The 24,185-nt window shown below is 33.1% G+C and carries 20 protein-coding genes and 1 riboswitch; of the genes, 7 read left to right on the forward strand and 13 right to left on the reverse strand.

Annotated features, from left to right (window positions below; genetic code table 11):
* Positions 1–25: 25 nt before the first annotated feature.
* The 3 genes from AC2YJL_RS22860 (at position 26) to AC2YJL_RS22870 (ending at position 2,187) form a co-directional block, all read left to right on the forward strand.
* Positions 26–1,153, forward strand: a complete 1,128-nt coding sequence (locus AC2YJL_RS22860; protein WP_230931712.1) for an amidohydrolase — start codon at positions 26–28, stop codon at positions 1,151–1,153.
* A gap of 255 nt (positions 1,154–1,408) precedes the next feature.
* Entirely contained in the window at positions 1,409–1,969 is a 561-nt protein-coding gene (locus tag AC2YJL_RS22865) for a GNAT family N-acetyltransferase (protein ID WP_013055149.1), read from the forward strand.
* A 101-nt stretch (positions 1,970–2,070) separates the two neighbouring features.
* Positions 2,071–2,187, forward strand: a complete 117-nt coding sequence (locus AC2YJL_RS22870; protein ID WP_013055148.1) for a YfhE family protein — start codon at positions 2,071–2,073, stop codon at positions 2,185–2,187.
* Between the two features lie 424 nt (positions 2,188–2,611).
* Here AC2YJL_RS22870 and AC2YJL_RS22875 read toward each other — a convergent pair whose 3' ends face one another.
* From AC2YJL_RS22875 to AC2YJL_RS22885, 3 genes are all read right to left on the reverse strand, one after another.
* A complete protein-coding gene (locus tag AC2YJL_RS22875; protein WP_251568985.1) occupies positions 2,612–4,753 on the reverse strand; it encodes a PAS domain-containing sensor histidine kinase in 2,142 nt (713 codons plus the stop codon).
* A 344-nt stretch (positions 4,754–5,097) separates the two neighbouring features.
* Complete coding sequence (locus tag AC2YJL_RS22880; protein ID WP_050688496.1) at positions 5,098–6,438, reverse strand: amino acid permease; 1,341 nt, start codon at positions 6,436–6,438, stop codon at positions 5,098–5,100.
* Between the two features lie 158 nt (positions 6,439–6,596).
* Positions 6,597–6,677, reverse strand: a riboswitch (glycine riboswitch).
* Positions 6,678–6,877: 200 nt separating this feature from the next.
* The gene (locus tag AC2YJL_RS22885; RefSeq protein WP_251568986.1) at positions 6,878–8,227 is read right to left on the reverse strand and encodes an FAD-binding oxidoreductase; all 1,350 of its coding nucleotides are present in this window, start codon (positions 8,225–8,227) and stop codon (positions 6,878–6,880) included.
* A gap of 497 nt (positions 8,228–8,724) precedes the next feature.
* On the opposite strand from AC2YJL_RS22885, the gene AC2YJL_RS22890 reads away from it, so the two are divergent.
* Positions 8,725–8,997, forward strand: coding sequence for a hypothetical protein (locus tag AC2YJL_RS22890; protein WP_487374967.1), 273 nt, complete (start codon positions 8,725–8,727; stop codon positions 8,995–8,997).
* Positions 8,998–9,265: 268 nt separating this feature from the next.
* Here the strand turns inward: AC2YJL_RS22890 and AC2YJL_RS22895 are convergent, their stop codons facing one another.
* From AC2YJL_RS22895 to AC2YJL_RS22940, 10 genes are all read right to left on the reverse strand, one after another.
* Entirely contained in the window at positions 9,266–10,546 is a 1,281-nt protein-coding gene (locus tag AC2YJL_RS22895; protein WP_487374968.1) for an HsdM family class I SAM-dependent methyltransferase, read from the reverse strand.
* A gap of 144 nt (positions 10,547–10,690) precedes the next feature.
* Complete coding sequence (locus AC2YJL_RS22900) at positions 10,691–11,545, reverse strand: GIY-YIG nuclease family protein (protein ID WP_487374969.1); 855 nt, start codon at positions 11,543–11,545, stop codon at positions 10,691–10,693.
* Between the two features lie 474 nt (positions 11,546–12,019).
* A complete protein-coding gene (locus tag AC2YJL_RS22905; RefSeq protein WP_487374970.1) occupies positions 12,020–12,757 on the reverse strand; it encodes a hypothetical protein in 738 nt (245 codons plus the stop codon).
* Entirely contained in the window at positions 12,757–13,221 is a 465-nt protein-coding gene (locus AC2YJL_RS22910; protein WP_487374971.1) for a protein-export chaperone SecB, read from the reverse strand. Before AC2YJL_RS22910 ends, AC2YJL_RS22905 begins: the two co-directional genes overlap by 1 nt.
* 12 nt (positions 13,222–13,233) lie before the next feature.
* On the reverse strand, positions 13,234–13,785 hold the full coding sequence (locus AC2YJL_RS22915) for a hypothetical protein (RefSeq protein WP_487374972.1): 552 nt from the start codon (positions 13,783–13,785) through the stop codon (positions 13,234–13,236).
* Between the two features lie 574 nt (positions 13,786–14,359).
* Positions 14,360–15,487, reverse strand: coding sequence for a DGQHR domain-containing protein (locus tag AC2YJL_RS22920; RefSeq protein ID WP_487374973.1), 1,128 nt, complete (start codon positions 15,485–15,487; stop codon positions 14,360–14,362).
* Positions 15,480–17,009 (reverse strand): hypothetical protein, encoded by a 1,530-nt coding sequence (locus AC2YJL_RS22925; RefSeq protein ID WP_487374974.1) that lies wholly within the window; start codon positions 17,007–17,009, stop codon positions 15,480–15,482. Before AC2YJL_RS22925 ends, AC2YJL_RS22920 begins: the two co-directional genes overlap by 8 nt.
* Before the next feature lie 209 nt (positions 17,010–17,218).
* Positions 17,219–20,563 (reverse strand): DEAD/DEAH box helicase family protein, encoded by a 3,345-nt coding sequence (locus AC2YJL_RS22930; RefSeq protein WP_487374975.1) that lies wholly within the window; start codon positions 20,561–20,563, stop codon positions 17,219–17,221.
* A gap of 46 nt (positions 20,564–20,609) precedes the next feature.
* Complete coding sequence (locus tag AC2YJL_RS22935; protein WP_487374976.1) at positions 20,610–21,791, reverse strand: restriction endonuclease subunit S; 1,182 nt, start codon at positions 21,789–21,791, stop codon at positions 20,610–20,612.
* The gene (locus tag AC2YJL_RS22940; RefSeq protein ID WP_487374977.1) at positions 21,788–23,269 is read right to left on the reverse strand and encodes a type I restriction-modification system subunit M; all 1,482 of its coding nucleotides are present in this window, start codon (positions 23,267–23,269) and stop codon (positions 21,788–21,790) included. The genes AC2YJL_RS22935 and AC2YJL_RS22940 overlap by 4 nt, the downstream gene beginning before the upstream one ends.
* 259 nt (positions 23,270–23,528) lie before the next feature.
* Between AC2YJL_RS22940 and AC2YJL_RS22945 the strand changes: the two genes are divergently transcribed.
* From AC2YJL_RS22945 to AC2YJL_RS22955, 3 genes are all read left to right on the forward strand, one after another.
* Positions 23,529–23,687, forward strand: a complete 159-nt coding sequence (locus AC2YJL_RS22945) for a hypothetical protein (RefSeq protein WP_487374978.1) — start codon at positions 23,529–23,531, stop codon at positions 23,685–23,687.
* Between the two features lie 135 nt (positions 23,688–23,822).
* Entirely contained in the window at positions 23,823–23,945 is a 123-nt protein-coding gene (locus AC2YJL_RS22950; RefSeq protein ID WP_487374979.1) for a hypothetical protein, read from the forward strand.
* 76 nt (positions 23,946–24,021) lie between these two features.
* Positions 24,022–24,183, forward strand: coding sequence for a hypothetical protein (locus tag AC2YJL_RS22955; protein WP_487374980.1), 162 nt, complete (start codon positions 24,022–24,024; stop codon positions 24,181–24,183).
* Positions 24,184–24,185 lie beyond the last annotated feature (2 nt).

The following is a 24,185-nucleotide window of genomic DNA, read 5'->3' on the forward strand; positions in this document are numbered from 1 at the left end:
GCTGCCTATAGATAGGAGTAACTTTATGAAAACCATTCTCTTGAAAAATGCAACGCTCTATCCTATTACGTCAAAACCTATTTATAATAGTGATGTGCTCATTCAAGATGGAAAAATTGTTTTAATTGGGCCAAACTTGCAGCCACCTCTTCAAGTAGAAGTTATTGACTGCAAACAGCGTTATTTATTCCCTGGATTTATTGATGTTCATACACATCTAGGATTATATGATGAAGGAACCGGCTGGGCCGGGAATGATGCTAACGAAACCATTGAACCCATGACTCCACATATCCGGGCTTTTGACAGCGTACATCCTTTAGATCCTGGGTTTAAAGATGCCATTGAAGCGGGTATTACGTCTGTACACATTATGCCAGGAAGTGCAAATGTGATTGGAGGTACAACGTCCGTTATTAAAACAGCTGGAACAAGCATTTCTCAAATGTTAATTCAAGAGACAGCTGGACTTAAGATTGCGCTAGGAGAAAATCCAAAACGAATTCACAGCCACGGCAATAAAGAATCGATTACGCGAATGGGTATTATGGGGATGCTGCGAGAAGCCTTTTATCACGCAAAAAGCAGTGACAACAAAGATGATTTACGCATCAAACCTCTCACTCAAGCACTGAATAGAGAAATTCCAGTTCGAATTCATGCTCACCGAGCCGATGATATTCTATCAGCTCTGCGCTTAGCAGATGAATTTAATTTAGACGTCCGTATTGAGCACTGTACAGAAGGCCATTTAATTGCTAAAGAGCTGGGTGGAAGAAATTTAAAAGTGAGCGTAGGTCCAACTTTAACACGCCGCTCAAAGGTTGAACTTAAGAATAAAACGTGGAAAACCTATCAAGCTCTTTGCAATGAAGGAGTAGAAGTTTCCATTACAACAGACCATCCTTATACGCCTATTCAGTATTTAAATATTTGTGCATCCATTGCCGTACGTGAAGGCCTAGAAGAGCAAAAAGCATTAGAAGGCATCACGATTACTGCTGCTCGAAATCTCCGTATTGATCATCGAATCGGCAGTATCGAAGCAGGAAAAGACGCTGATTTAGTGCTATGGAGCCATCATCCCTTTCACTACCTTGCAAAGCCTATTTTCACCATGATAGATGGTAAAATATTATTTAAAAAAAATTAACATTTTACCTATTTTCTTTTTTAATTTTTTTTAGTATGATACGTTTAGAAGCATGTGAATTTCACAAAAGCATAAACATCACACGTTGACTTTTTATGTTTGTTGACTTGTAATGGGAAGGCAAATGGTGCGCCACCAGGTAACTGGTTCTAGTGGGTTCGATTCCCACCCCGAAATTTTTTTAATTATTAAAAAATTTCGAGGGTGGGGACTTGATTGGAGTCTGTATATACCCTCGATCAGGAGGGAAAAGTTATGTTAAAAAAACGTGACCTAAATGACTGTCAATCTCTATACGAACTCATGGTACATCCTGATGTCTTCCCTTTTGTTCGTCATAAAGCCCATTCCTATGAAGAATTTTTATTTGTGACTAAACAAACGATGGAAGCAGAAGATCATGGAGAAATCATTTCTCGCACGATTTTAGACGAATGGGGTAACCCTATCGGCACCATTAATTTATTTGATGTACAGGACCAAGCTGGTTTTTTAGGCACTTGGCTTGGCAAACCGTTTCATGGAAAAGGATATAATCAAATTGCAAAAGAAGCGTTCTTTAATGAACTGTTCTTTGAGTTAAATATAGAACGAATTTTTATGCGAATTCGTAAAATCAATATCAGGTCTATTAAGGCTGCAGAAAAACTGCCTTACGCAGTACTTGCAAATGAAACACATAAAGCTTTATACGATGAAATTAATCAACATGAAGACGTATATGATTTATACGAAATTCCAAAAGACTTGTATACATTATACTACTTGCGTCACGAACAAGACGTTCAAGAAGATCACCAGCTTAAAGAAGCGTAAGAGTCTCTCCGTATAACGGAGAGTTTTTTTTATGATTAAAAACGAGAGATTCTGGAAAAAATAAGTAGCATGATCGAAAAACGTTAATTGGAGGGTTTTTTATGTCTGAAAAAAAACGAAAAGAAAACGCAAAAAATACGTTAAGTAGCGCTCAAGAAATCTATTACGGCCGCGAGTTTAAAAAAGCAGACCGTGCAGGCGGCTACACGAAAAAATAAGTGAGGCAAAACATCTCTATCCAACGCTTGATCATCCCAACGTCCTTTCTGTACAGTTTGTATCGGAAGGACGTTTTTATATTATGTAAAAATAATAACACGAAGATTTTATGCGTATGATTTACGTTTTTTTAACACTCTACTATATCCACAAAGTTTACCCACAATTATGTGGATAATGTGCATAACTTTATCGAATATGTATATTACCGCTTTCATAACTTGAAATGACAGCGGGTAATTTTTATGTAAATTTTCTGAAAAAATGTGAATAGTGTGGATAAAGTTGTGAATATCCTATATAATTCAGCAGTTAACTTCTTGTTAACCTGTGGATATCTTCTTTAGCACTTTCGTTTGTTTTAGCAGCATGAAAGCTTTTGATATATTATAAGTATAATAATAAAAAGTAGGGGAGCTTCCCCTACTTTTTTATGATTGGAAACAATATATCCACACTTGTTCCTTGATTTAACCGACTCGAAAATGTCATCTGCGCACGGTGAGCTTTAATAATCCGATAGCTGACCATCAGTCCTAAACCTGTACCTTTTTCTTTTGTACTATAAAAAGGCTCGCCTATCTTCGCTAACCGTTCAGGAGGAATACCTTGCCCTTCATCAGCAAGCTGCAGCCAAAGGTGGTTTTCTTTTGCTTTAATCGTAATATGGATACCGCCTCCTTCAGGCATTGCTTCGATAGAGTTTTTAATAATATTAATAAATACTTGTTTTAACTGATTTTTATCTCCATATACCTGTGGTAACTGGTCGTCTCTTTCAAATATGAAAGCTACCTTTTTTTCTACTGCTTCAGGTTCAAGAAGCGAGCACACTTCTTGAACAAGCGCTTGCATATTCAAGGGTTCAACATTCATTACCTGAGGTTTTCCTAACATCAAAAATTCTTCTACGATTCCATTCATTCGTTCTAATTCAGTTTCCATGATATCTATATACAAAGCATCTTTAGGATTTTGTTCTTTTAATAAGTGAACAAAGCCTTTTAAAGAAGTTAGAGGATTTTTGATCTCATGGGCAACTCCAGCTGCAAGTTCTCCTACAACGGCAAGCTTCTCAGAAGTTCTAAGCTTCTCTTCTGCTCTTTTACGCTCCGTAATATCTGTCGATACGCACAGCATTTGAATCACTTCCTGTTTTTCATTCATAATAGGAAGTTTTGCTGTTTCGACCCAGCGCCGGTTTCCTTTCGAATCTTTAAACTGTTCTTCTAATACCATCCCTTTTTGGGTACAGTTTGAAAACGCCCCTTTATATAAAAGATCTGATTGAAGGTTGAACTGATATTTATCAATTGATTGTCCAATTAAGTCATCAGATTTTTCACCTAAGAGCATCGCAAAAGATTCATTAACGAGAATGAATTCCCTTTTTTGATTGATAGCATAAATATAGCTTGGATTAATGTCAATAACTTGTCTTAAAAACGTTTTTTGTTCCTGCAGCTGATTTTCTTTTTGCTGTAAATTCGCTTTAGAATGGCGTATATAGCTAATCATTTCATTAAACTGTTTAGATAAAATACCGATTTCGCCCCGCTCAATTTCTCGTTCCGGAATTTTTTGATGAAAATTCCCGCGCGCTACTTGTCCCGCCAATTCATATAGTTTATGAATTGGATTCACAATTTGCCTTGCATATAACGCAGTAAAAAAAGAAAGCAGTAAAATCGTAACGCCTGAAACGATCCAAAGCGTTTTTTCAAACATTTCATAGGGCCTGTAAATTTCTTCAACGGGTAATTCAGCGACAATTCCCCAATCCAAAACAGGAATATATTCGAAAGACGCAAAGAAATACTTGCCTTCGGTGTTCACAACGCGCTGATATCCTGATTTATGATTCATCGTTTTCTGAACGATTTCATTTTTCTTGGCATTTTCACCGATTCTCTGTTTCTCTGGGTGGGAAATAATTCTACCATTGCGGTCTACAATAAATGTATAGCCGTTCTCTCCTATATCAAACGTTTGAAAGATGGATTGAAAACTTTTATTTTCTTCAATTCGCAGCGCTAAATTTACGACTTTTTTTACATTTTGCTGCCCATCCAAAATAGGAATCGCCATCACCACAATGTAGTGCTTTGTATCTGCTGAAACGACATCGCTTAAATATATTTTTTTGGTTCGCAGCGCTTCTTGAAAATATTTTCTTTTACTTAAGTTCACATGTTTCATATTTTTTAAATCATTCGGGTAATAATGCTCAACATACCCTTTTACATTAAAAATGGTTCCGCTATCGATATACGGTGAAATATTAACTATTTTCTGCAATTCTTTGTCTATTTCCTGTTCATCATCCGATAAAAAAATAGGATCTTGCTGTACCTCGTCGCCTAGGCTCCAAATATCTTTAATGACGACGTTAATTTGCTCTTTCATTCTCTTGACGGTTTTATCAGTTACCTGTCGATATTGATCTTGAGAAATATTAGGCAGCATCACTCTTGAAACAATAAACATTAGCGTTAATATGGTACAAATAAGAAGCACGTTAATCGTGAAGATTTTCCAAAACGTATGAGATTTAAACCATTTCATGTTTGTTCACCTTAATCTAATGAAGTCTACCTTCATTGTACTCCAAAATGAAGACTTTTCCATATAAATGACGGAATTCCATCTTTAGACATAGAAGAAAAGCAATTTGTTCTATATTCCTATCAGAAAACTATGAGCTTTCTCCCTATGTTTTCTGTTAGAACAACTTTTTAGTTTTCTTCTATAAACTTTGCTTCCTGCATTTTATTCATGCAGTAGAAATCAATTATTTATCCTCCACTAAAAAGACCTCATCACGGAGTGATGAGGTCAGAAGTTTACTATATTTTTTTATAAAAAATTATGGTTGTTCCCTGCTGATTTTTTAGCCTTTAAAGATTTATTTATTTTCCCCTTCTAGTCCAGTAAAAAATAAATAAGAGAATAAACCAAACGGGCGTCAACAATAAGGCTGGGCGCGTCGCGTCAGAAAACAGCATAATAACAAGAATCACCGCAAACAAAGCTAACACAACATAGTTTATAAATGGTGTTAACGGTGCTTTGAATGCTGATGCTGCATGCAGCTGCGGACGCGTCTTTTTATACCTTAGATGGCAAATAAGAATGATACTCCACACCCAAATAAAACAAATAGCGCTAATGGTCGTTACGATGCCAAAAGCTTGGTCTGGTATAAGCTTGCTTAAAAGAGCTCCCGCTGAGATGACCAGCGTAGATACAAATAATCCGTTACTTGGTACGTGATTTTTATTCAGTTTTGCAAACTTGGATGGCCCTTGGTCATTTTTACTTAAATTATATAAGATACGGCTTGTTGAAAACATCCCGCTATTACAAGCAGAAGCGGCTGAAGTTAATACAACAAAATTAATAATTCCAGCAGCAAGCGGAATTCCGACTAAACTAAAGGTTTTAACAAATGGGCTTTCTGCTGCATTTAATTCCATCCACGGGTTAATAAATAAGAGGACGATAAGCGCTCCAACATAGAAAAATAAGATTCGCAGCGGAATTTTATTAATGGCCGATGGAATATTTTTTTGGGGATTTGATGTTTCTGCTGCCGATACCCCTACCAACTCAACCCCGACGTATGCGAATATAACCATTTGGAATGAAAGTAAGAAACCTGAAACTCCATTTGGAAACAGTCCTCCGTGATTCCAAAGGTTTTGAACAGTAACGGATCCCGCGTCTGTTTTAAATCCCATTACCAGCAAAATAACGCCAATAATAATTAACGCAAGAATCGTAATAACCTTTATTAAAGCAAACCAAAACTCTAATTCTCCAAATAATTTTACGGTTAATAAGTTAAGCCCTAATAAAATGATTACACAAATAAGTGCAGGAATCCACTGAGGAATATTGAACCAATATTTCACATATACGCCAACTGCAATCACATCAGCCATAGCTGTCATGATCCAGCAAAACCAGTACGTCCATCCGGTGACAAATGAAGCCCACGGTCCAAGATACTCTTCAGCAATATCTGTTAGTGATTGATAACCTGCTTTAGAAAGCAGTAGTTCTCCTAACGCTCTCATCACAAAGAAAAGCGCAATACCAACAATTAAATAAGCAAAGATGATAGAGGGACCCGCAAGCTGTATGGCTTTACCAGAACCTAAAAACAAGCCCGTCCCAATGGTTCCTCCAATCGCGATTAGCTGAACATGACGATTGGATAAATCCCTCTTTAATTCTCGTTGTTCCAACTCTAACTCCTCCTAACAATAAAACCTTTGATGCAAACGTGCGGACTACAAATAAAGTCCAATAAAAAAAGAGATTGGATGCGCTCCAATCTCATGGTCATAAGAATAACAAATATTAAGATACATGTTACCAATTAGTAACACGCCAAATAAATATCCGGTACTCTCCTGTCCTTTTGCCTGAGATTGTGAACCCTTCGGCGTCGCGAAACTCTCGCGATCTCTCCAGAAGCTGCTCCTGCTATAGTGTGATCCATAGCAATCATAGCTTTCTACGTATTAAATTTTTCCGATCAAGATAATGACTGTCGAATAGTTGTTTATTTTAATACCAGTTTAATGCTTTGTCAACAAGAAAGATTATTTTCATTTATTTACCTTCTTTGAAAAAAGATGATTGCACAGGTTCAATTGTCAACTTAGTATCCTTTTCCGCACGCTATCTTAGTCCCTGAGGAAACCTGAACACATTAAACGGATCGTACTTCTTATTCACTCTCTCTAATCTCTCTGCGTTGTCTCCAAAATACTCACGCTCGTAGTTTCTAAGGTTGCTGATAGGAAAGTTCACGTAGGAACCTACCGTTATACTTTTAATATCTTGAAATCGCTTATAAAGCCACTCTCTGTTGACTCTTGCATATGCATCGTCTGTCCATACAGACTGAAACCCCATAATATATCTAGCATTTCTGTAGAAAAAGGCTGTCTCTCTTTTACCAACACTGCGGATTTCTCCTCCTAGTGCATAAAAAGAAATCGCCGCATAAACGGAACCTTCTGCTGGACGCTGTATGAGATCTGTAAGATTTTCAAGCTCACCACGTGAATATGTTCTTTGCACAAATCTTCCCGTTGACTTAAATTTTTCAGGCGGAGGATAGGTTGCCTCTATTTTTTTTACCGCTTCAAGAAAAGATAATGACTCTAATTCGACTCGAAACCCTTCTACTTCTGCAAAAGGCTGCAAAACCTTACGAGCTCTTTCTGGGGAGCCGTAAAAAAAGCCGTTTGCAAATATGCCTACCCCTTCTCCTTCAGCATTATAAAAGCTTGCAACTAGCGTCATACGTTTGTCCAGTTCGGGAAGCCAGTTTTGCCATATATTCATCACTTGCGCCTGCTTTTCTCTCGTAGTACCTACATAAAAGAATCGAACGAGCGTCACCGAGCTGTTCGTTGGCTTTGGAAGCTGAAACGTCATGCTTACTACAACGCCAAAGTTACCGCCACCGGCACCGCGGCATGCCCAAAAAAGATCAGCGTTACACGATTTATTTGCTTTAATGAGCTTTCCTTCATAATTGACTAACTCTAGCTCTATCAAGCTGTCGCATCCTAACCCGTAAAGTCTGCTCGAAAGTCCCCAACCTCCTCCGAGCGTAAAGCCAGACACGCCAACAGTCGGACAGGTTCCTCCTGGAAAAACATATCCGTTCGAACCGATGAAATCATACACTTCCGTATTTTTCGCTCCTGCTTCCATCTTTAAAATGTTCCGTTTTTTGTCTAATTCCAACCCATTTAATCGACTAATATCAATGACTAATACACAGTCACCCGTAGAATATCCTTCATAATGATGACCGCCAGATCGAATGCGAATCTCAATACGATGCTTGCGCGCCCAGCGGATCGCATTCACAACATCCTGCTTTTTTTCACAGTACACAATCACAAGCGGAAATTTATCAATAGCGCGATTCCATTCCTGACGAGCTTCCTCATAAATGGGGTCTTTTGGCGTTATCACTTCTCCCGTAAGCCCTTTTAAAAATATTGGGTCCATTTGACCTCTGCCACCTCTGTACATACTTTTTAGTAGTTTTATTAATATAATATTCTTGATGTGGTTAAAGGTTTGGGTTTTGGGATAGAATTTGCGTTTATTATTTTTATAAAATACGCCATTATAGTTATATTTTAAAGACATTAATTCTCTGATTTAACTTCTCTTTATCGATGTAAAAATTTACAATAATAGATTTTATAGGAATTCCACTTCACTATACTAAGATATTTTTATATTAAAGAACAGATGTTTAATTTTAATAATTCCCCCCATTAATAAAAGTACAGCTCAAAGAAAAAAGAGCAGAATCTAATCTGCCCTTTACTCTTTTTCTATTCATTTTTTTAACGTCAAACTCACTACATTCTCCACATGTGCGGTTTGTAACTGGCAACACAAGAGATGTTAGCGGGTTTCTTCGTAGCAATTAGCTAGTTAAGTTTAATTTTATTTAAAGACCATAAAAAATAAAATTTTATGAATAGGAGTATTTTATGGAAGAAAAATATCGTTTAATGTTTGTTTTTAGGACCCGTGATATCTCTATGCTTTATTGTGTAGGTATGGATTATTTGAGGGGAGCTATGTTTAGTATAAGACTTTACAGTCCTAATGATAAAGTCCAAGTGGATTACAACACTAGACATTATCCTAATCAATTAATCGAATACCTGAAACAAGAGAAAGAAAAAATTGATCAAGGCCTATATGATATAAGAATGTGGGAGATGGATTTATACGATGAGCAATTACTAAAAGATAAATAGTATCTTTATAATACAAACCCATATCTTTTATATTTCATTAAGAATGGCACAGGTATGAAATATTAAATTCTTTATTTTTAAATTGTTTATGAAGTGATTTCATATACCTTTTCTGTTTCAAGATATAAAGGCTATGAAGAACATAGCAAGGCTTATTAAAAAGAAAAGTTCCCATTAAAGATTCCCTGTATGAATTGGGAACTTTTCTTTTTTTATAATTTTCTCAAAAAATAAATTATAATTACAATTCGATTAAGTAAAGATTATTTTATAATTGAGAACTGAAGTCTAAATTATAGTTTGATGCTCTAATTTCTTCTAGAGAAATCAAAAGCCAATTATCACTATGAGAATGCCGTTTCTTATATGATTCCTTGAAGTCCTCAAATAAACTTTTTATTGATTTTTTATTTTCCAATGAAAAGTTTCTAAGGTTGTAAATCCATACCTTTTTGCAATTTGCTTTTCCCTTAGCATTTTTTCTAAAAAACAACACATTTACTTCCTCTTTTTCTTCTTTGTAGAAACCTTGAGGCAATCTTAGAATCATATCTAGATCACAATCTTCTATAAGCTTACGTCTGGTTTCCTTTCCAACCTTCTCTCTTAAAGCTCCGTCGCTTAATACAATTGCTGCTCTTGACTTGTCATTAGGCTTTAAAGATATTATAGTTTGATGGAGAATATTTAATTGATTGTCAGTTGTAAGCTGATACCCTTTTGATAGATCTATCTCTAGACTCTCACTTAACGTAATTATAGGGTCCGTTATTATAACATCATATTGATTATACCCGTTAGATTCTGCTAATCCACTTTTAAGATTTATATTGGGATGAGCGATATCGCTAAACACCTTAGAAAGCCCATTAGATTCTGCACTTTTATAAGTATCATAATTCTCTACCTCTTGAAAAGCAGATATAAAATTAGCGCTATGTAATAAAAGTCCAGCAGATCCCGCAGTGGAATCAAATTCATATGAGTTGTATACATTTTCATTTGGTTGGATATCCATCAACTGATTTATTAGTTCTTCCAATTGGTTATTCAAAACAGCAGAAGCAGAGATTTCTTCTTCCTTAGTCATATTTATATCGAGAAAATCCTGTCTCGCTCCATAACTATGTGGGGAGTTTAGTATATTTACAATCCTATCCAGATGAAAAATATCAACATTAATATTTGTTAAATTTATTAATTCTTTTCGTTTAGATATAGTAATTTCTTGATTCGTAACAAAAGCCAATCCACTGGCTTGATTTTTGAAAACACCATCAAGATCTTCCAGAAATTTTTTCTTTATTTTCCCAAATGTTTTTTTCTTTCGAGGAAAATAACAAGCACCCACCCATATATCTCCATCTTTTTCACATAACATATCTTTGGTTCCATCTCTGCCTCCAAGTGGATGAGACGGATCAATAGACTTATAACCTTCCATATTTAAAATATGACTAGAAAGTCTCTCTGCTGGAGTCTGACCCCCAACCCAATCTACTAACCGATACCGTGTTTCTTCACCATTGCTTCTTCTATTATTAGCCACAGTTATATACTTCCCTCCAAAAATTGCTTCCGATAAGCAAAATAGCATAGATTCTATGTATACTTTGTGATTATTCAAAATAGTTAATAGTTAAACTAATAAATAAACTTTAAGTTAATATTATTAAATTTAAGCTACAAAACTTCAATTTAAATTTAAACCATATGCTCGCGAACCAAGTTTATTTTTATATTTCATTTCTTCAATCAATATTTCATTTCTAGTTAACGTCTTTGGCAAAGTTTGAAGAATGGAAAATTTAAATTTCTGGATTCTGTGTGGATCCAATTCTATAATTTCTTTCAACTTTTTGTTTTCACCGTGCCCATTCTTAGCGTACTCTTTCCAACGACCAAGAATTCCTTCTTTTCCAGAAGCAGAACCAATATATTGCAAACCATCTTTAGTATCTAAAATTAAGTATATACCTCCTACTAAAGATAGCATTTTATGCCAAATGCTATTAGCAATCGGATCTGTAATAACCCTTTGGAGTTCCATAAAAGACAAATTGATTTCTAAGTAACCAGGGAAATCTCTTACATACCCTTTGGGTAATAATTGAACGACCTCCTTTTCATTGGTATCAAATTTCATACACCAGGCTTGTGCTATGTTTTGCCACTTAATTACTAGTCTCCCTTCTAATTCTTCAAATCCACTCAATTTTTCTAATTTATATCTGTATTTGCTGTTAACTTTTGCATTCCCTCTAAATGGAACGTCTACATTATCCGGAAACCCCTCTACCTTAGCTATGTTTACTATTTTGTAAACACCTATAAATAGCGCCTGATTATTTTCAAGCCCAAGGCAAGAAACAAGATAATCACAATCTTTAAACGTATTTTTTTCTTGATAAGATTGATATAGTTCAAAGTATTCAGTGACATATAATTCGTGTACATCCACTCCCCTAGTATCCATATGTCTTGCAATTTTAATTCTTTTTGATATATCCAAGCCAGCACATTTCAAAACTTTATTAATTGTTATCATACACATCCTCCAATAAATAAAAACTAAAAACTTAAATATTTCTCGAGCGGATAATTATAATATTACATAGAAAGTGATGTTCAATAATAAAGTACATATTGATCATTCTTTACCCTTCATTAATGATTTAATTTATAATTAAACTCTTATATAGAAGTGAGCAGATACACTGCGTATCTTAATAAAAAAATGAAATTTATTTTTTACAAGACTGATATAGTTTGAAGCTTAAAATAGAATTTTTGTATTGTTGAATAGAGAATTACGGAGATGTAAGGATAGGCGAAGACAAAAACCTTAAAACTAACAGTAAAATTTAAAACTGAATAGCTATATTCGGAAAAATAATTCAAGAACCAAAACCCTCTAAAAGGAATTTTGGCTCTTAAAACTGGAAACGATAGTTAAAATTTTCTTATTAGAATGTTATGTAAATTCCTTATGAGGTGTTTACATATAACAATTATATAAACTTTATATAATTTCACAAAATTCAAAAAGTTGTTCTCGTCCTATAAGAACAAATTCATTATCCTCTCCCCATAAATTCAATTTTTGTAATTTCCTTTTTATCATACTAAAATGATCTAAACAAATTAGATATACAGTATGTTGCAAACTTTCTGTTTCTAATTTGCTACTTAAAAGCCTTAGATAATTTATATCCTTGGTATGAAAAGCTTCAGGACTAAACTTTATCTCTACAAACTCTCCCATATTTCCATCCCAATATCCAGCATCTACAGTTTTTCTAGTCCTGTCACTGTCCTCAGGCGTATAGACAGGATTATTAACTGTATATATAACCGGAGATCCACTTATATCTACTCTCGCACCATAACCCTTTTGACATCTTGTTCCATTATGTCTTTCCTCAAATATCTTTTCAAAAAGCTTTTCTGGTACTAGCCCTCTAATCTTTTTTATTTCATCATTATCTTGACAAACTCGAAAAAATTCAGTTACTAAAGCGGCCAGTTCTAGGGTATCTGAGGCTGCTTTGTTCTTTTTTCCAATATATCTAGGGGACCAACGATCGAGGTTACTCTTATAATTGGACATATTCCAAGTTCCACTTACTCTCATAAACTCCGCAAAGTCCTTAACCTTACTTCTGTGCCTATATAAAAAATCAGCAATTTTATTAGCAACTGCTTCCAATGAAGGATAATCATAATCTAGCTTTGTAAAAGTAACTTGATCAAGTGACATTATTTCTCACCTTCCAAATCCTCTTTTCTATTACTCTTTATAGACTCTAATATATCCATAGTTGGTAAAACAATAGGTGGTATTGACATCTGAGAAGTAATGCTACTTATTAAACTTCTTGCATAAGGAAGAAGCTGGGGAGTTGTTTGTATTTGAGTCCACTCTTCTAACGAAGCACTGTCAATTGGATTCTCGCTTACAAAACGACCTCTGTGTATAGTAGTTATATGTAAACCTACTTCTTTTGAGTCCAACTTCTTGCATACAACATCTACTTTTAAGTAACCATAGATTTCTTTTTCATTTATCTCTTCCACTTTGTTTCCAAAACTAATTTCTTTCAAATACTCTCCCTCAAGCTCTGGAGTTTCTTTTTTCACTTGAATTGATTCTATTTCTGCACTTTCAAGATAAATATTTGTCTTAGCTAATTTATAAATGTTAAAAGCTTTTTTTGTGTCCATTTACCTATCACCTCATAGTCTATAATACCAAAAATCCTGCTGGGTATCAGCAGGATTTGTTTCATTATTCCATATAAAACTTTCAAAACCTTCATATTTTGAGAAGTTACTTAGAAGCTGCTTCTCAGATACAGTTAAATTCTGATCTGTCATTATAGTAGCTGCTTGCTCTAAATAACTTTCCATAAATTCATCAATTGAAGTAATTGTTTCGGCAATCGATGTAAGAAGACTTTCAATAATATTATTTTCTATATCCATCTCAAGAAGCATTTCTCTATACTCTAAAAAGTGCAAAGTTTCCTCATTATCATTCAAATTTATTGATTCAGTCTTTCTAATAGAATTTATACCTTCTTCATTTAACCATTCAAAAAAGTAAGAAGTTTCTTCTTCAAGTTGATTTGCTATTAGCTGCTTCACGGAAGTAAATTCATTAATATTTAAATTAAGTTGTTCGCAAACTGAAGTAAATGCTTTAGTAAATATATTTTTTAATATTAGATCTGCCTGAGTTTCTTCAGATCTTTGAACCCCAATGAATTCCCAAACATTGTAGGACATCAAAGTTCCTCCTTATAAAGAATTTCCACTTATTATATTTATATGTAATTACAAACTTTAAGTGTCTCTAATTAATAAAATTATCCTATAAAATCCTCAAATTATCAAAAAAACCAACTTACTATTATATACGACTAATCGTTTCCTTATTCCTTTTTCTAATATTTATTAATATTATATATAATAACCAATAATTTATCCATATAAAACCTTTTTTTAAAGAATAACTTAAACTAATTATATGTCATTAGACAGTTTTTATGAAAAAGGTTTAAAAATTTGATCTTAATTATAATATTAGATTTAATTAAAATTGTGTAAATAGTTTTACCTAACAATATAAAGTTACATAACTAAAAACCCAAAACATTTCATAGTTAATTAGAACTATAAAAAAGGACCTTTTTGGTCCTTTTTTCGAAATAAGTATATTTTTGAGAATTAGTTAATAAATCCGAGAAGCAAAAAATATCTAATGTAACATTAATTATTTTTATATATTCACCATTCACCGCTTATAAGCTCATTAGATAAATATAAAGGAGGATAAGAATAAAAATATCCCTATTACATCTTATATTAATTCTCTAATTTTTTTAAATCCTGCTTCTGAGCTTAAACCTGAGAATTCTCCTCCTACTTTCCAAGATTCACTTGTTAAATTACTACTATTAATTTTATTACTAAAAAGCGCTAGAGTAGTCGAAATCTCACCTTCTGTAACATTTAAAATTAACCCTATAAGTCCGTTAATTGACTTTGCTCCCATCGTCTTTTGTAGATAGTAATTTTTGTTATACAATGTATTAACTTCTTCTAGATTGTTAAACCCTATAACCTCTTCAAAACAGCTACTCCATTTTTTGTGAATAACATTCCAACAAGGGATTAATAATTCTTTTGAAATAATTTCAGCCTGTTTGTTAACATAAGCCAATTTATCTTCAAAAGGTAAATCTTCAAAATCAGGTTCACTTCCAATGAAATGTTCACAAATAGGCCTAATCGATTCATAAAAAGTTTTGAACCCAATAATTCCGATAGAGTTTGAATTATTTATATCAAGTTTAATTGCATTTTTCCAAACAGATCCCTTATCTTCATTTAATATATGAGCTACTTTTATTGCTATATGTTCTTTCACATCAAATTTTTTCACCATCTCTAAAAGATCATACTTGTATAACGCAAGTATAGTGAGATCCATTTTTAAAGGTTTGGCTTTAGAATTTATATTATTAAATACTTTGACTTCCCTTCTTCTTTTATCGTCTTCAATTATCATAATAATTACACTAAGCTCATAGTCTAATAATTTTTCATTTGATTTTGCAGCTAATTCTAATCCTTTCAGCCTATGTTGGCCATCAATTATTCTGTAAGGGCGCTCTTCTCCTTCTTCAGGTATATGAATAAATAAACTATAAATATTGTCGCTGATATTCTCTGTCTTTAAATTATTAAAATCTGATCTATTAATCCCCAATACGATAGATGTGGGAGAAATTAATTCATTTGATTTATTAATACTTCTAAATATCTTTTTAAAATGAGATGGATTTAAATTTCTTTGATAGCCATAAGGTTCGTCATCTCCGTAGACTAAAGTTGTGGTGATTTTATTAAGAATATTAAAGGGTAATACTGTAATGAAATATTCTTGATCAACCTGTAAATATCTTAGAGCATTGAATTTATTCATAACGTCCTCCTAAAATAACATTTAATAAACTTATGGTTCCATTAATTATTTCCGTCTTTGCCTCATCAGGCGACTTAATCTTATTCAAAGATTCCACCATTTTACTTATAAATATCTTCTTATCTCTATCATCTTCACTGTTTAATCTCACGTCTTGAATAAATAAATGTTTAAATAGTAAGAATTTAAGTTCCTCAATGAAGTTTTCAAACTCTTCAAGTTCGAGATCTTCAAAATCAGAAAATTCCTCTTCTTGAGAATTATTTCCAACATCGTCAATTGCGTTATTTATCATAACAAACTGAGCTAATGCCTTGGTATTAATAAGTAAATTCTCTCTGAAACATTCAAAATTACGTTCCTTCATAATATTCACAATAGTATTGATATATTGATCTGATAGCAATTTCATTGTCAGCAAATCGGCCACGTCATCAAATGAATGATACAAAAGACCTTTAATTAAACTTTCAATTCGTTCTTGTGCTTCTGGAATATTATCAGCTTGTTTGAGTTGAATCCAATTAAAGTGAATTGCTTCTAATAGTGCAATATCAAAATTATTCATTTTCAAAACCTTGAAATTTTCAATCAGTTCATTTTCCAGCGATAATTGTTCAGGTAACTTTATATTCTCAACTTTCACTTGATGATCTACAGAATACTTTCCAAAACAATATTCATACACACCATATATTCTATCCATATTTTTCTCTAATACATATTTAGAATTGTAATGTGCTTGGACGAATTCTTTAAAACCTTCACTTATAGATTGATAAAAGCTATATTTTTTATATTCGCTATTAAATTCATTTTTACTTTGTCTGATGGACAACATTAGATTTTCCGTTTGCTCTAGTAAGGAGCCAATTCCAAGCATTATTTCTTTATTGTTATTTTTAACATAGTTAAAATCATAATCTTTATAGAAAAGATTATGTTCTAAATCTCCCCAAGTGGAGTCTATCTTGCTTTTCACTTGCAGTTCAAATGAGTATGTATTTTTATATCGTCCTTTTATTTTAAAAATCTTTCTTCCGTTACTCATAGTAGTTGGTATATCACCTTCTAAATCCAACTCTATACCGTTTGTTTCATTAGACATCTTTTCCTTAATAAGTTTTAATACATTTTCACAGTCATTATTGAGACTCGTAAGTATTTTTACTCCAATGATGTCATCGATTTCATAAAAGAATTTATTTAATTCCATTTTTTGATCTTCTTCTAGACTATTTGTATTGAAGCGCTCAGAAAGGTCAAAAATAATATTTTTATTTTTTAACTTTTCAACTAGACTTATCGGTTCTTTGACCCTATCTGTAAATTCAAACAGGTATATATTTTCATATACAGAATTACTAATCACTAATTCAGCATCTCGAGCGTATAATTCAAATATCTCTTTAAACTCTCTTGTGATTTCAATTGTTATGTCTTTCAAATGGTTATATACATTCTGCTTATAGTACTCCCCAAAAGAATTTGCTTTGTCTACATAATCTTTAATATGTTCCATAGGTTCTTTTAACCTCCTTTAATGCCTTGCTTATCTTCAATAATGTTTGATAGATATATAGTAATAAATAAGAAGGTAATTCTGTGATTCCTCGTATTTTTAGATTATCTAAAATCTTTATTAGTACTCACACCTTCTTATTCCTTATATTAAATAGAAATAAATAAGTACAAATTGAAATTATCTTTTCAACTTGTACTTATGACTTATTAAGCTCCTTCAAACTCCTCAGTATTGCGATTAATATTGTCAATCACTCCAATAATTCCACGAACATCATCAATATTATCTCTAAACAACTCCGTCACACTACCCAAACTACGAAACGGATCTTCCTGCAATACTTTCTTCTCTAAAGTACCGTTTTTCACCACATAATCAATAATAAGTTTAACAAATTTTATTTGATTAACATTCAGCTTTTCTTCATTAAGGAATTCGGAAAAGGCTTCGTTAGCCGCCTGTTGATCTAAACCTACAATTTGCCTTACTAACTTTGTTATAGGAGTATCGCCAAACTCTTTTTTATAATCATCTTCTGTACCTAACTCAGTCCATAAGATTTCTTCTAGAGTCTGTATATCCTGTTTTGTTAACGGTTTGTTTTGACGAAGTTTATAAATAGCCGTTTGATCTTGATGATCCTTTAGGTATCGGTTCACTTTTTTACGGTAATTCTGTAAATCATTAGAACCATAGAAAGCCTCTTCTTCTTTATTGATAATCGTAAACATATCACTAAAGTTAGTATAATAATCTTTTTGACTTTCTTTTTCTAAAAATTTCACCAGTTCACGAATAGCTTCACGAACTTCTTCTAATTCAAAGATATTCGCTTCTTCCCAGAATTCTTCAGATTGTACTTTTATTAATATATCTCGTTTAGCATTGATTTGAGGGATAGTACTAAGTTTTGATAACTCTTCAGCCGTTTGGACCACACTTTTTATTGGTTTTCCTGCGCTTTTAGCCGTTAATTTAGCTAATTCAATTGAATACATAATATTATCAAAACGTTTGGCTAATTCATCGTCTACAATTGAAAGAATTAAAGGAGAAATATGCTCTTGAATTTCACTCACATTCGTAACGGAAAGAGCTTGCCAGTTGGAACGATTTTTATACTTATGCACAAATTGCAAATGCATTCTCACTTGAAAATTTTCATCGTTTAAACGGCTAATTTCTTGGTAAACATCTTCAATTAATTCTTTTCTGTGATTAATATAAGCCTCTTCTTGGAAATCCAATCCTTGAAGTTCTTTAATAATATCTACTTTCATATTAAATATTCGTTCAGTTAACCCAACTGAAACTTTTCCTTCAATGCCTTTTTGATTTTCCCTGAAAAACTCAAAATTTCGAAGGTAGTCAAAGATTAGAAAGTGTTCCTTATTTTGTCCTATCCCCAAAAGGTTTGGACAAAGACGCGTGCCTCGGCCAATCATTTGCCAAAACTTTGATTTTGAACGAACTTTTTTGAAGAATACCAAATTGACGATCTCAGGTATGTCAACTCCTGTATCTAACATATCTACAGACACTGCGATTTGAGGCAGCTTATCTTTAGTTGAAAAGTCTTCAATGATACTTTCAACATAATCTACCTGATAATCGACCTGGGCAGCAAATTTCCCATTATAGTGGGGATAGATATGGTTAAAGCGGTCTACTATATGTTTAGCGTGCTTTGAATTATTAGCAAAGATAATAGTCTTCCCTAATTTATCTCCACCTTCTACTTTAATACCTTTTTCCATTAAATCGTTAAGTACTTGATCAATCGTACTATGATTAAACAGCCACTGATTTACGGCAGAATTGCTAATCTCTTGGCCTTGCTCTTCGCCAAAAGTGTCTTCGTATTGTTCTCTCTCTTCATCTGATAACTCATCATAGCGAACCCCATCGTCTAGAATTTTTGAAGTAGATTCAATTGTACGATATTCCACAAGATAGCCATCTTTAACTGCTTGTTCTAATTCATATGCGTATGTCGGTGCACCAGTTTCCAAGCCAAAGATATCATACGTATTTTTATCGATTTCATCCTTTGGTGTAGCTGTTAACCCTAATGTAATACTATCAAAATATTCAAAAATTGTTCGGTATTTTTTGTATATACTTCGGTGACTTTCATCAACGATAATTAAGTCAAAATGACCAACAGTAAACAATTTATTTCCGTCTTTTCGTTTTGTATCATCAATGGCATTCATCATTGTTGGATAAGTAGAAAATACCATTCGGCTTAATTCTGGATTATCTTGGTTGTCCAATAAATTACATAATGTCATACTAGGAAGGAGATTATTGAAGTTTTTCTTTGCTTGAGATACAAGTGTTTTCCGATCAGCTAAAAACAGAACATTCTTTACCCAATTATGTCGGACTAGAACATCCACAAGTGAAATAGCCGTTCTCGTTTTACCGCTACCGGTTGCCATAACTAAAAGCGATTTTCTCTGCTTTGCTTGAATCGTTTCACATACAGAAAGGATAGCTTCTTTTTGATAATAACGGTTGGAAATCTCATCTTTAATCTCAATATTAGTTAATGGCCGCTGGATTGTACGTCTATTAATCAATAATTGCAGGTTGGCTTTCGTATAAAACCCAGACACTTTTCGTTCTGGATAATTAGTATCGTCCCAAAGACGAATATCAAATCCATTTGTATAAAAGATTATAGGCCGCTGTCCGTGCATTTGCTCAATACAATCAGCATACAGCTTTGCCTGTTGCTTTCCTTTATTTGCATCATAAGAAGTTTTCTTGGCTTCAATCACCGCTATTGGTTTACCGTTATCACCCAATAATACATAATCTACAAAACCAATACCTTGATTGTTCGGCATTCCAGTTACTTGATATTCCTCAAGAATGTCCCTACCAAACTCCCAGCCCGCTAATTTCAGTTCAATATCAATATAAATCTTTCGGGTATTAAATTCAGAAAGCTTGTCCACTTGAAAATCGTATTGCTCTGTATTTTCAATTCTTTTTTCAGTTAAATCTTCACGTAACTTTGCGTTTTCTTTCATTAAATCTTCAAGTTTACGATCTTTTGAACTCAATTTTTCATATAGCTCTTTATATTCTTCTGGTCTTTTTCTTGACTCTTTCCCCGTAAAAAGAATTTCTTCTTTAAATTCTGATTCTGAATACTCTTCAGAGTAGCAATAATCTAACCAATCAATAAATTGGTGTAGATTATGTAATGCCAATACAGCTTCATCTCTTGTAATTAAAGAATTCGTATGAACTGCTACATTGCCTAATTTAATAATATATTTCATTAAAGGAAAAAGATCTTCGTCAATAATAGACATAAAGGTACGTTCGTGAATTAAGCTTGATAAATTATCCTGATATGGAACTTTTAATTCACTATCTGAAGCATACAACCATTTAACTGATAGCTCTAACGCGCGTCGTGTCAAAATTGCACAAGTAGTAGGGCTTACTTGAAGGCTTTTCTCTGCCTCCAAGCAAGCATTTGTAAAACTATTAAACTGAGTCTTCTCCCTCAAAAATTCAAAGTTGGTTAACAAATAAATTCCCCCATAAAAATTATCAAGTTATGTTAAATTCATTAAGTTAATTGTTAAACACTTCTCCTTTAAACGCCTGTTGTATCAGAGAGTTAAAATTATTTTCTAATTCTCTAAGACTGTTTTCAAGTTTTAACTTATTTTCAGAAATTTCATTAACTATATCAGCAAAACTATTTTGCTGCTCCATAGAAGGTAATAAAATTTCCATATCTATGAATTTTTTTTGAGATATATTTAGCATTGAACCGCTTGTCCCAGTTGCTTCTTTAGAAAGATTTTTTCGAAAAGATTCTTGCTGTATAAAAGTAATAAAGTAGTATGGATTAATACAATCTAACTTCAAATTAATTTTCCAAATTTTATCTGGAATGAACAAATCTTCATAATCATTCTCGATTATACAAGAAGCCCCGACCAATTCCCTCGTATTTGCTCTACTAAACAATATGGAGTGTTTAGTAGGATGTATTATTTTTTTAGGATTTTTAATTTCTTTAGTTGGAACTTTATAAGCTTTAGCGTTAAATGTTCCTTTAGTAACCGAACCAACAGTTAATACACCATACTCACCATCTCTTTTTTCTCTAGCTTCTCCGCCCGTACTTAATCCAGCTTCTAATGAGTCAACTAGATCTACTATTTTCACTCTTTTCAAAGAAGTTTGATCGCTAAACATATCTAAAAATACGCTTTGCTTCAGGGATGATAGTGCTATAATTTGAGATTTTCGTTTATCGATAAGACTTCTACATAGATTAAGCATAGCTACTATTTTTTTTTGTTTATCGATTGAGCAATAAGGGATTTTAATATCCCTAAGGATTGAAATAGATATATTCGGTTGCGCTCCTCCTACACCCTTAGAGATTAGTTCACTTTTAATATTTCGAAAAAAATAATAAAGATATTCAGGTATAATATCTTCAGTTGGTAAAAATGCTGCACAAGCTTGGTTAGTAGCAGCTTCTATAGACAGAATAGAACTATTGCCAATAGTTGCCCCATACATTGCAACCAGAACTGTACCTTTAGGAAACAATTTGGCAGAAGATTTTTCTAATCCTTCTTCTGTAATAGACTCTTTTACTTTTTCTAAATACATACTTTTTAGATCACCAGTTTTAGCCCAAGGAATTTTTCCTTCTGAATAAAACTCAGAATTTTTTCTGGAAGGTGTACCACCTGATGTAATCTTATAATAATTAGATAGCTTTTCATATCTCATTTTACTTGATGTCCTTTTATTGTCTTTGTTAATTCAACTAAATCTAACATTATTTCTTTCTCAAGATTATTAATTTTAGATAATATTGCTTCCGGTTTTTCATACTCAATTTCTTCGTAGTCAACTTCTTTGTATTTATTAATTGATAAATCATATCCATTGTCACGAATTTCATTAACTGACACTAAAAAAGATGTATCTTTACGGTTTCGGTCCTCTTCACTTGCTAAGTCATTAAATCTAGCTAAAATATCAGGGATATCATTTTCTTCAATTAGATTACGTTTGTCATCTAAGGAGTAACCATCCGCTTTCATATCATAGAACCAAACGTTATCCGTTCCGCCTGCGTCTGTTTTTGTAAAAATCATTATAGCTGTTGAAACTCCTGCATAAGGCTTAAATACTCCTGATGGCATTGAAATAATTGCCTCTAGTTTATGATTATCCACTATTTCTTTACGAATAGACTTGTGAGCATTTGAACTTCCAAATAAAACACCATCTGGAACAACCGATGCACATCGGCCTCCTTTTTTTAGCATTCTTAGGAACAAAGCTAAGAAAAGAAGTTCTGTTTTCTTTGTTTTTGTTACTTTCAACAAATCATTCGAAACAGAATCATAATCCAATGAGCCTTTGAAAGGTGGGTTGGCAAGAATTAATGTATACTGCTCTACATCCTTATTTTGTTCCGACAAACTATCACGATATGCAATATTAGGATTATCTACACCGTGAAGCATCATATTCATTGCGCCAATTCGAAGCATCGTACCATCCATTTCAAATCCGTGGAACATATTCTGATTAAAATGTTCTCTTAATCCTTGAATAAGGAACATATCACTATGGTTTTCTTTTAAGTACTCTCCTGCACCCACAAGAAATCCAGCTGAACCAGCTGATGGATCAACAATTATATCTTCTGGTGTTGGCTTCATTAGGCGGACAATCATATCAATAATATGTCTAGGCGTTCTAAATTGACCATTCGTTCCAGCAGTAGAAAGTTTAGATAATAGATACTCATATAGATCTCCTAAAGTATCTTTCTTTCCTTCCGCATTACTAACTTGTAATAATCCATTAATTCCAGCAACAACTCTTGCTAGTAAGGATGGAGTTGGAATAACAAAAATAGCATCCTTCATAAATTTAGAGTAAATCGATTCTTTACCGCCTAAATCTTTAATAAATGGAAAAACTTCTTGAGTTACCACCTCAAACATTTCTTCTGCACCCATATTAGAGAAGATAGACCAACGCAATTGAGGTTTATCTTTAGGAAAAACTCCTTCAAATTCTAAGCCTAATAGTTCAGCATCTGCTTCCTTTTTTTTCTCATTATCATCTAAACCTTTTATATAAAGCAGATAAGTAAACTGCTCAATCACAGTAAGTGGATTTGTAATACCGCCTGTCCAGAATGTTTCCCAAACTTTATCTATTTTGTTTTTTAATTCTCCAGTAATCATTATTACACCTCAAAAATAAAAGTCATATAAGTTCATATGTAACTTACATTATACAGCATTCCTCACTAGAACTATAATGACTAAATCCATTCTAAAGACTTAACGACACCTTCTAATGACCTATTTATAACAGTATTTAAAAATAATAATTGGCTATAAAAAATATTTTTGATTTTTTCTCTAGACCCTTGTTTTCTAAAAAAGTTAAAGAATATAATCCCGATGAAAAATTTAATAGAGGTAAAAGGAGAGAGTACATTTGAAAGTAATTCGCCGCTACGCTACACCAGAAGAAGCAGTTAATGTAAAGAATATTATTCAAGACTTATTAGTTACTGAGTTAGATAAGATAATGAATTCGCAATTAAAAGAGGATTTGTCAAATGAAAGCAACAGCCCGGATAGTGACTGCGCTTGAACTCTATTACATATAAAAATAAAACAATCCCTAACAAGAAATTTATTCAGCAATTAGAAGAGCTTCAGAGGAAGGGTTACTTATCTCCCTTCCTCTTAGAAAGCTTTCTTAACTCACAAAGACGGAGGGACCATTATGAAACAAGACAAGATTGAATTATTTCCTGGTCAAAAAAGAGGAACAATCAAAGTTTTTATTAATTGTGCAGATAATAAAGAACCTATTCAGTTACAACTTGAATTGAAATTTGAAGACTGAATTATGTAAGTAACCAAAGTCGCCTTTGTATAAAATGCACCTACTTCCGTCAAAGATGGTAAGCGGAGGTGTATTTATGCGAAGAAAAGTTCAATTACGAACAGAATCAGAAGTAAACACTGTTACAGACTTATGGATTCAACACCTGATTCAACGTATTATCGTTGAACAATTAGAGATTCCTCATAGACTACAAGCGAAATTACTTCATCAAAAGTTAGAGAAGGGAAAGAAATAAAA

It is taken from the genome of Priestia sp. SRI_019 (assembly GCF_057586255.1).

Excerpts from the sequence above, each read along its gene's own strand:
- AC2YJL_RS22915 (WP_487374972.1), bottom strand. The coding sequence starts at position 13,785 with ATGTCCTACAATGTTTGGGAATTCATTGGGGTTCAAAGATCTGAAGAA.
- AC2YJL_RS22875 (WP_251568985.1), bottom strand. The coding sequence starts at position 4,753 with ATGAAATGGTTTAAATCTCATACGTTTTGGAAAATCTTCACGATTAAC.
- AC2YJL_RS22865 (WP_013055149.1), top strand. The coding sequence starts at position 1,409 with ATGTTAAAAAAACGTGACCTAAATGACTGTCAATCTCTATACGAACTC.
- AC2YJL_RS22925 (WP_487374974.1), bottom strand. The coding sequence starts at position 17,009 with ATGGAACATATTAAAGATTATGTAGACAAAGCAAATTCTTTTGGGGAG.
- AC2YJL_RS22885 (WP_251568986.1), bottom strand. The coding sequence starts at position 8,227 with ATGGACCCAATATTTTTAAAAGGGCTTACGGGAGAAGTGATAACGCCA.
- AC2YJL_RS22905 (WP_487374970.1), bottom strand. The coding sequence starts at position 12,757 with ATGTCACTTGATCAAGTTACTTTTACAAAGCTAGATTATGATTATCCT.
- AC2YJL_RS22950 (WP_487374979.1), top strand. The coding sequence starts at position 23,823 with ATGAAACAAGACAAGATTGAATTATTTCCTGGTCAAAAAAGAGGAACA.
- AC2YJL_RS22920 (WP_487374973.1), bottom strand. The coding sequence starts at position 15,487 with ATGAATAAATTCAATGCTCTAAGATATTTACAGGTTGATCAAGAATAT.
- AC2YJL_RS22955 (WP_487374980.1), top strand. The coding sequence starts at position 24,022 with ATGCGAAGAAAAGTTCAATTACGAACAGAATCAGAAGTAAACACTGTT.
- AC2YJL_RS22890 (WP_487374967.1), top strand. The coding sequence starts at position 8,725 with ATGGAAGAAAAATATCGTTTAATGTTTGTTTTTAGGACCCGTGATATC.
- AC2YJL_RS22900 (WP_487374969.1), bottom strand. The coding sequence starts at position 11,545 with ATGATAACAATTAATAAAGTTTTGAAATGTGCTGGCTTGGATATATCA.
- AC2YJL_RS22940 (WP_487374977.1), bottom strand. The coding sequence starts at position 23,269 with ATGATTACTGGAGAATTAAAAAACAAAATAGATAAAGTTTGGGAAACA.
- AC2YJL_RS22860 (WP_230931712.1), top strand. The coding sequence starts at position 26 with ATGAAAACCATTCTCTTGAAAAATGCAACGCTCTATCCTATTACGTCA.
- AC2YJL_RS22910 (WP_487374971.1), bottom strand. The coding sequence starts at position 13,221 with ATGGACACAAAAAAAGCTTTTAACATTTATAAATTAGCTAAGACAAAT.
- AC2YJL_RS22870 (WP_013055148.1), top strand. The coding sequence starts at position 2,071 with ATGTCTGAAAAAAAACGAAAAGAAAACGCAAAAAATACGTTAAGTAGC.
- AC2YJL_RS22935 (WP_487374976.1), bottom strand. The coding sequence starts at position 21,791 with ATGAGATATGAAAAGCTATCTAATTATTATAAGATTACATCAGGTGGT.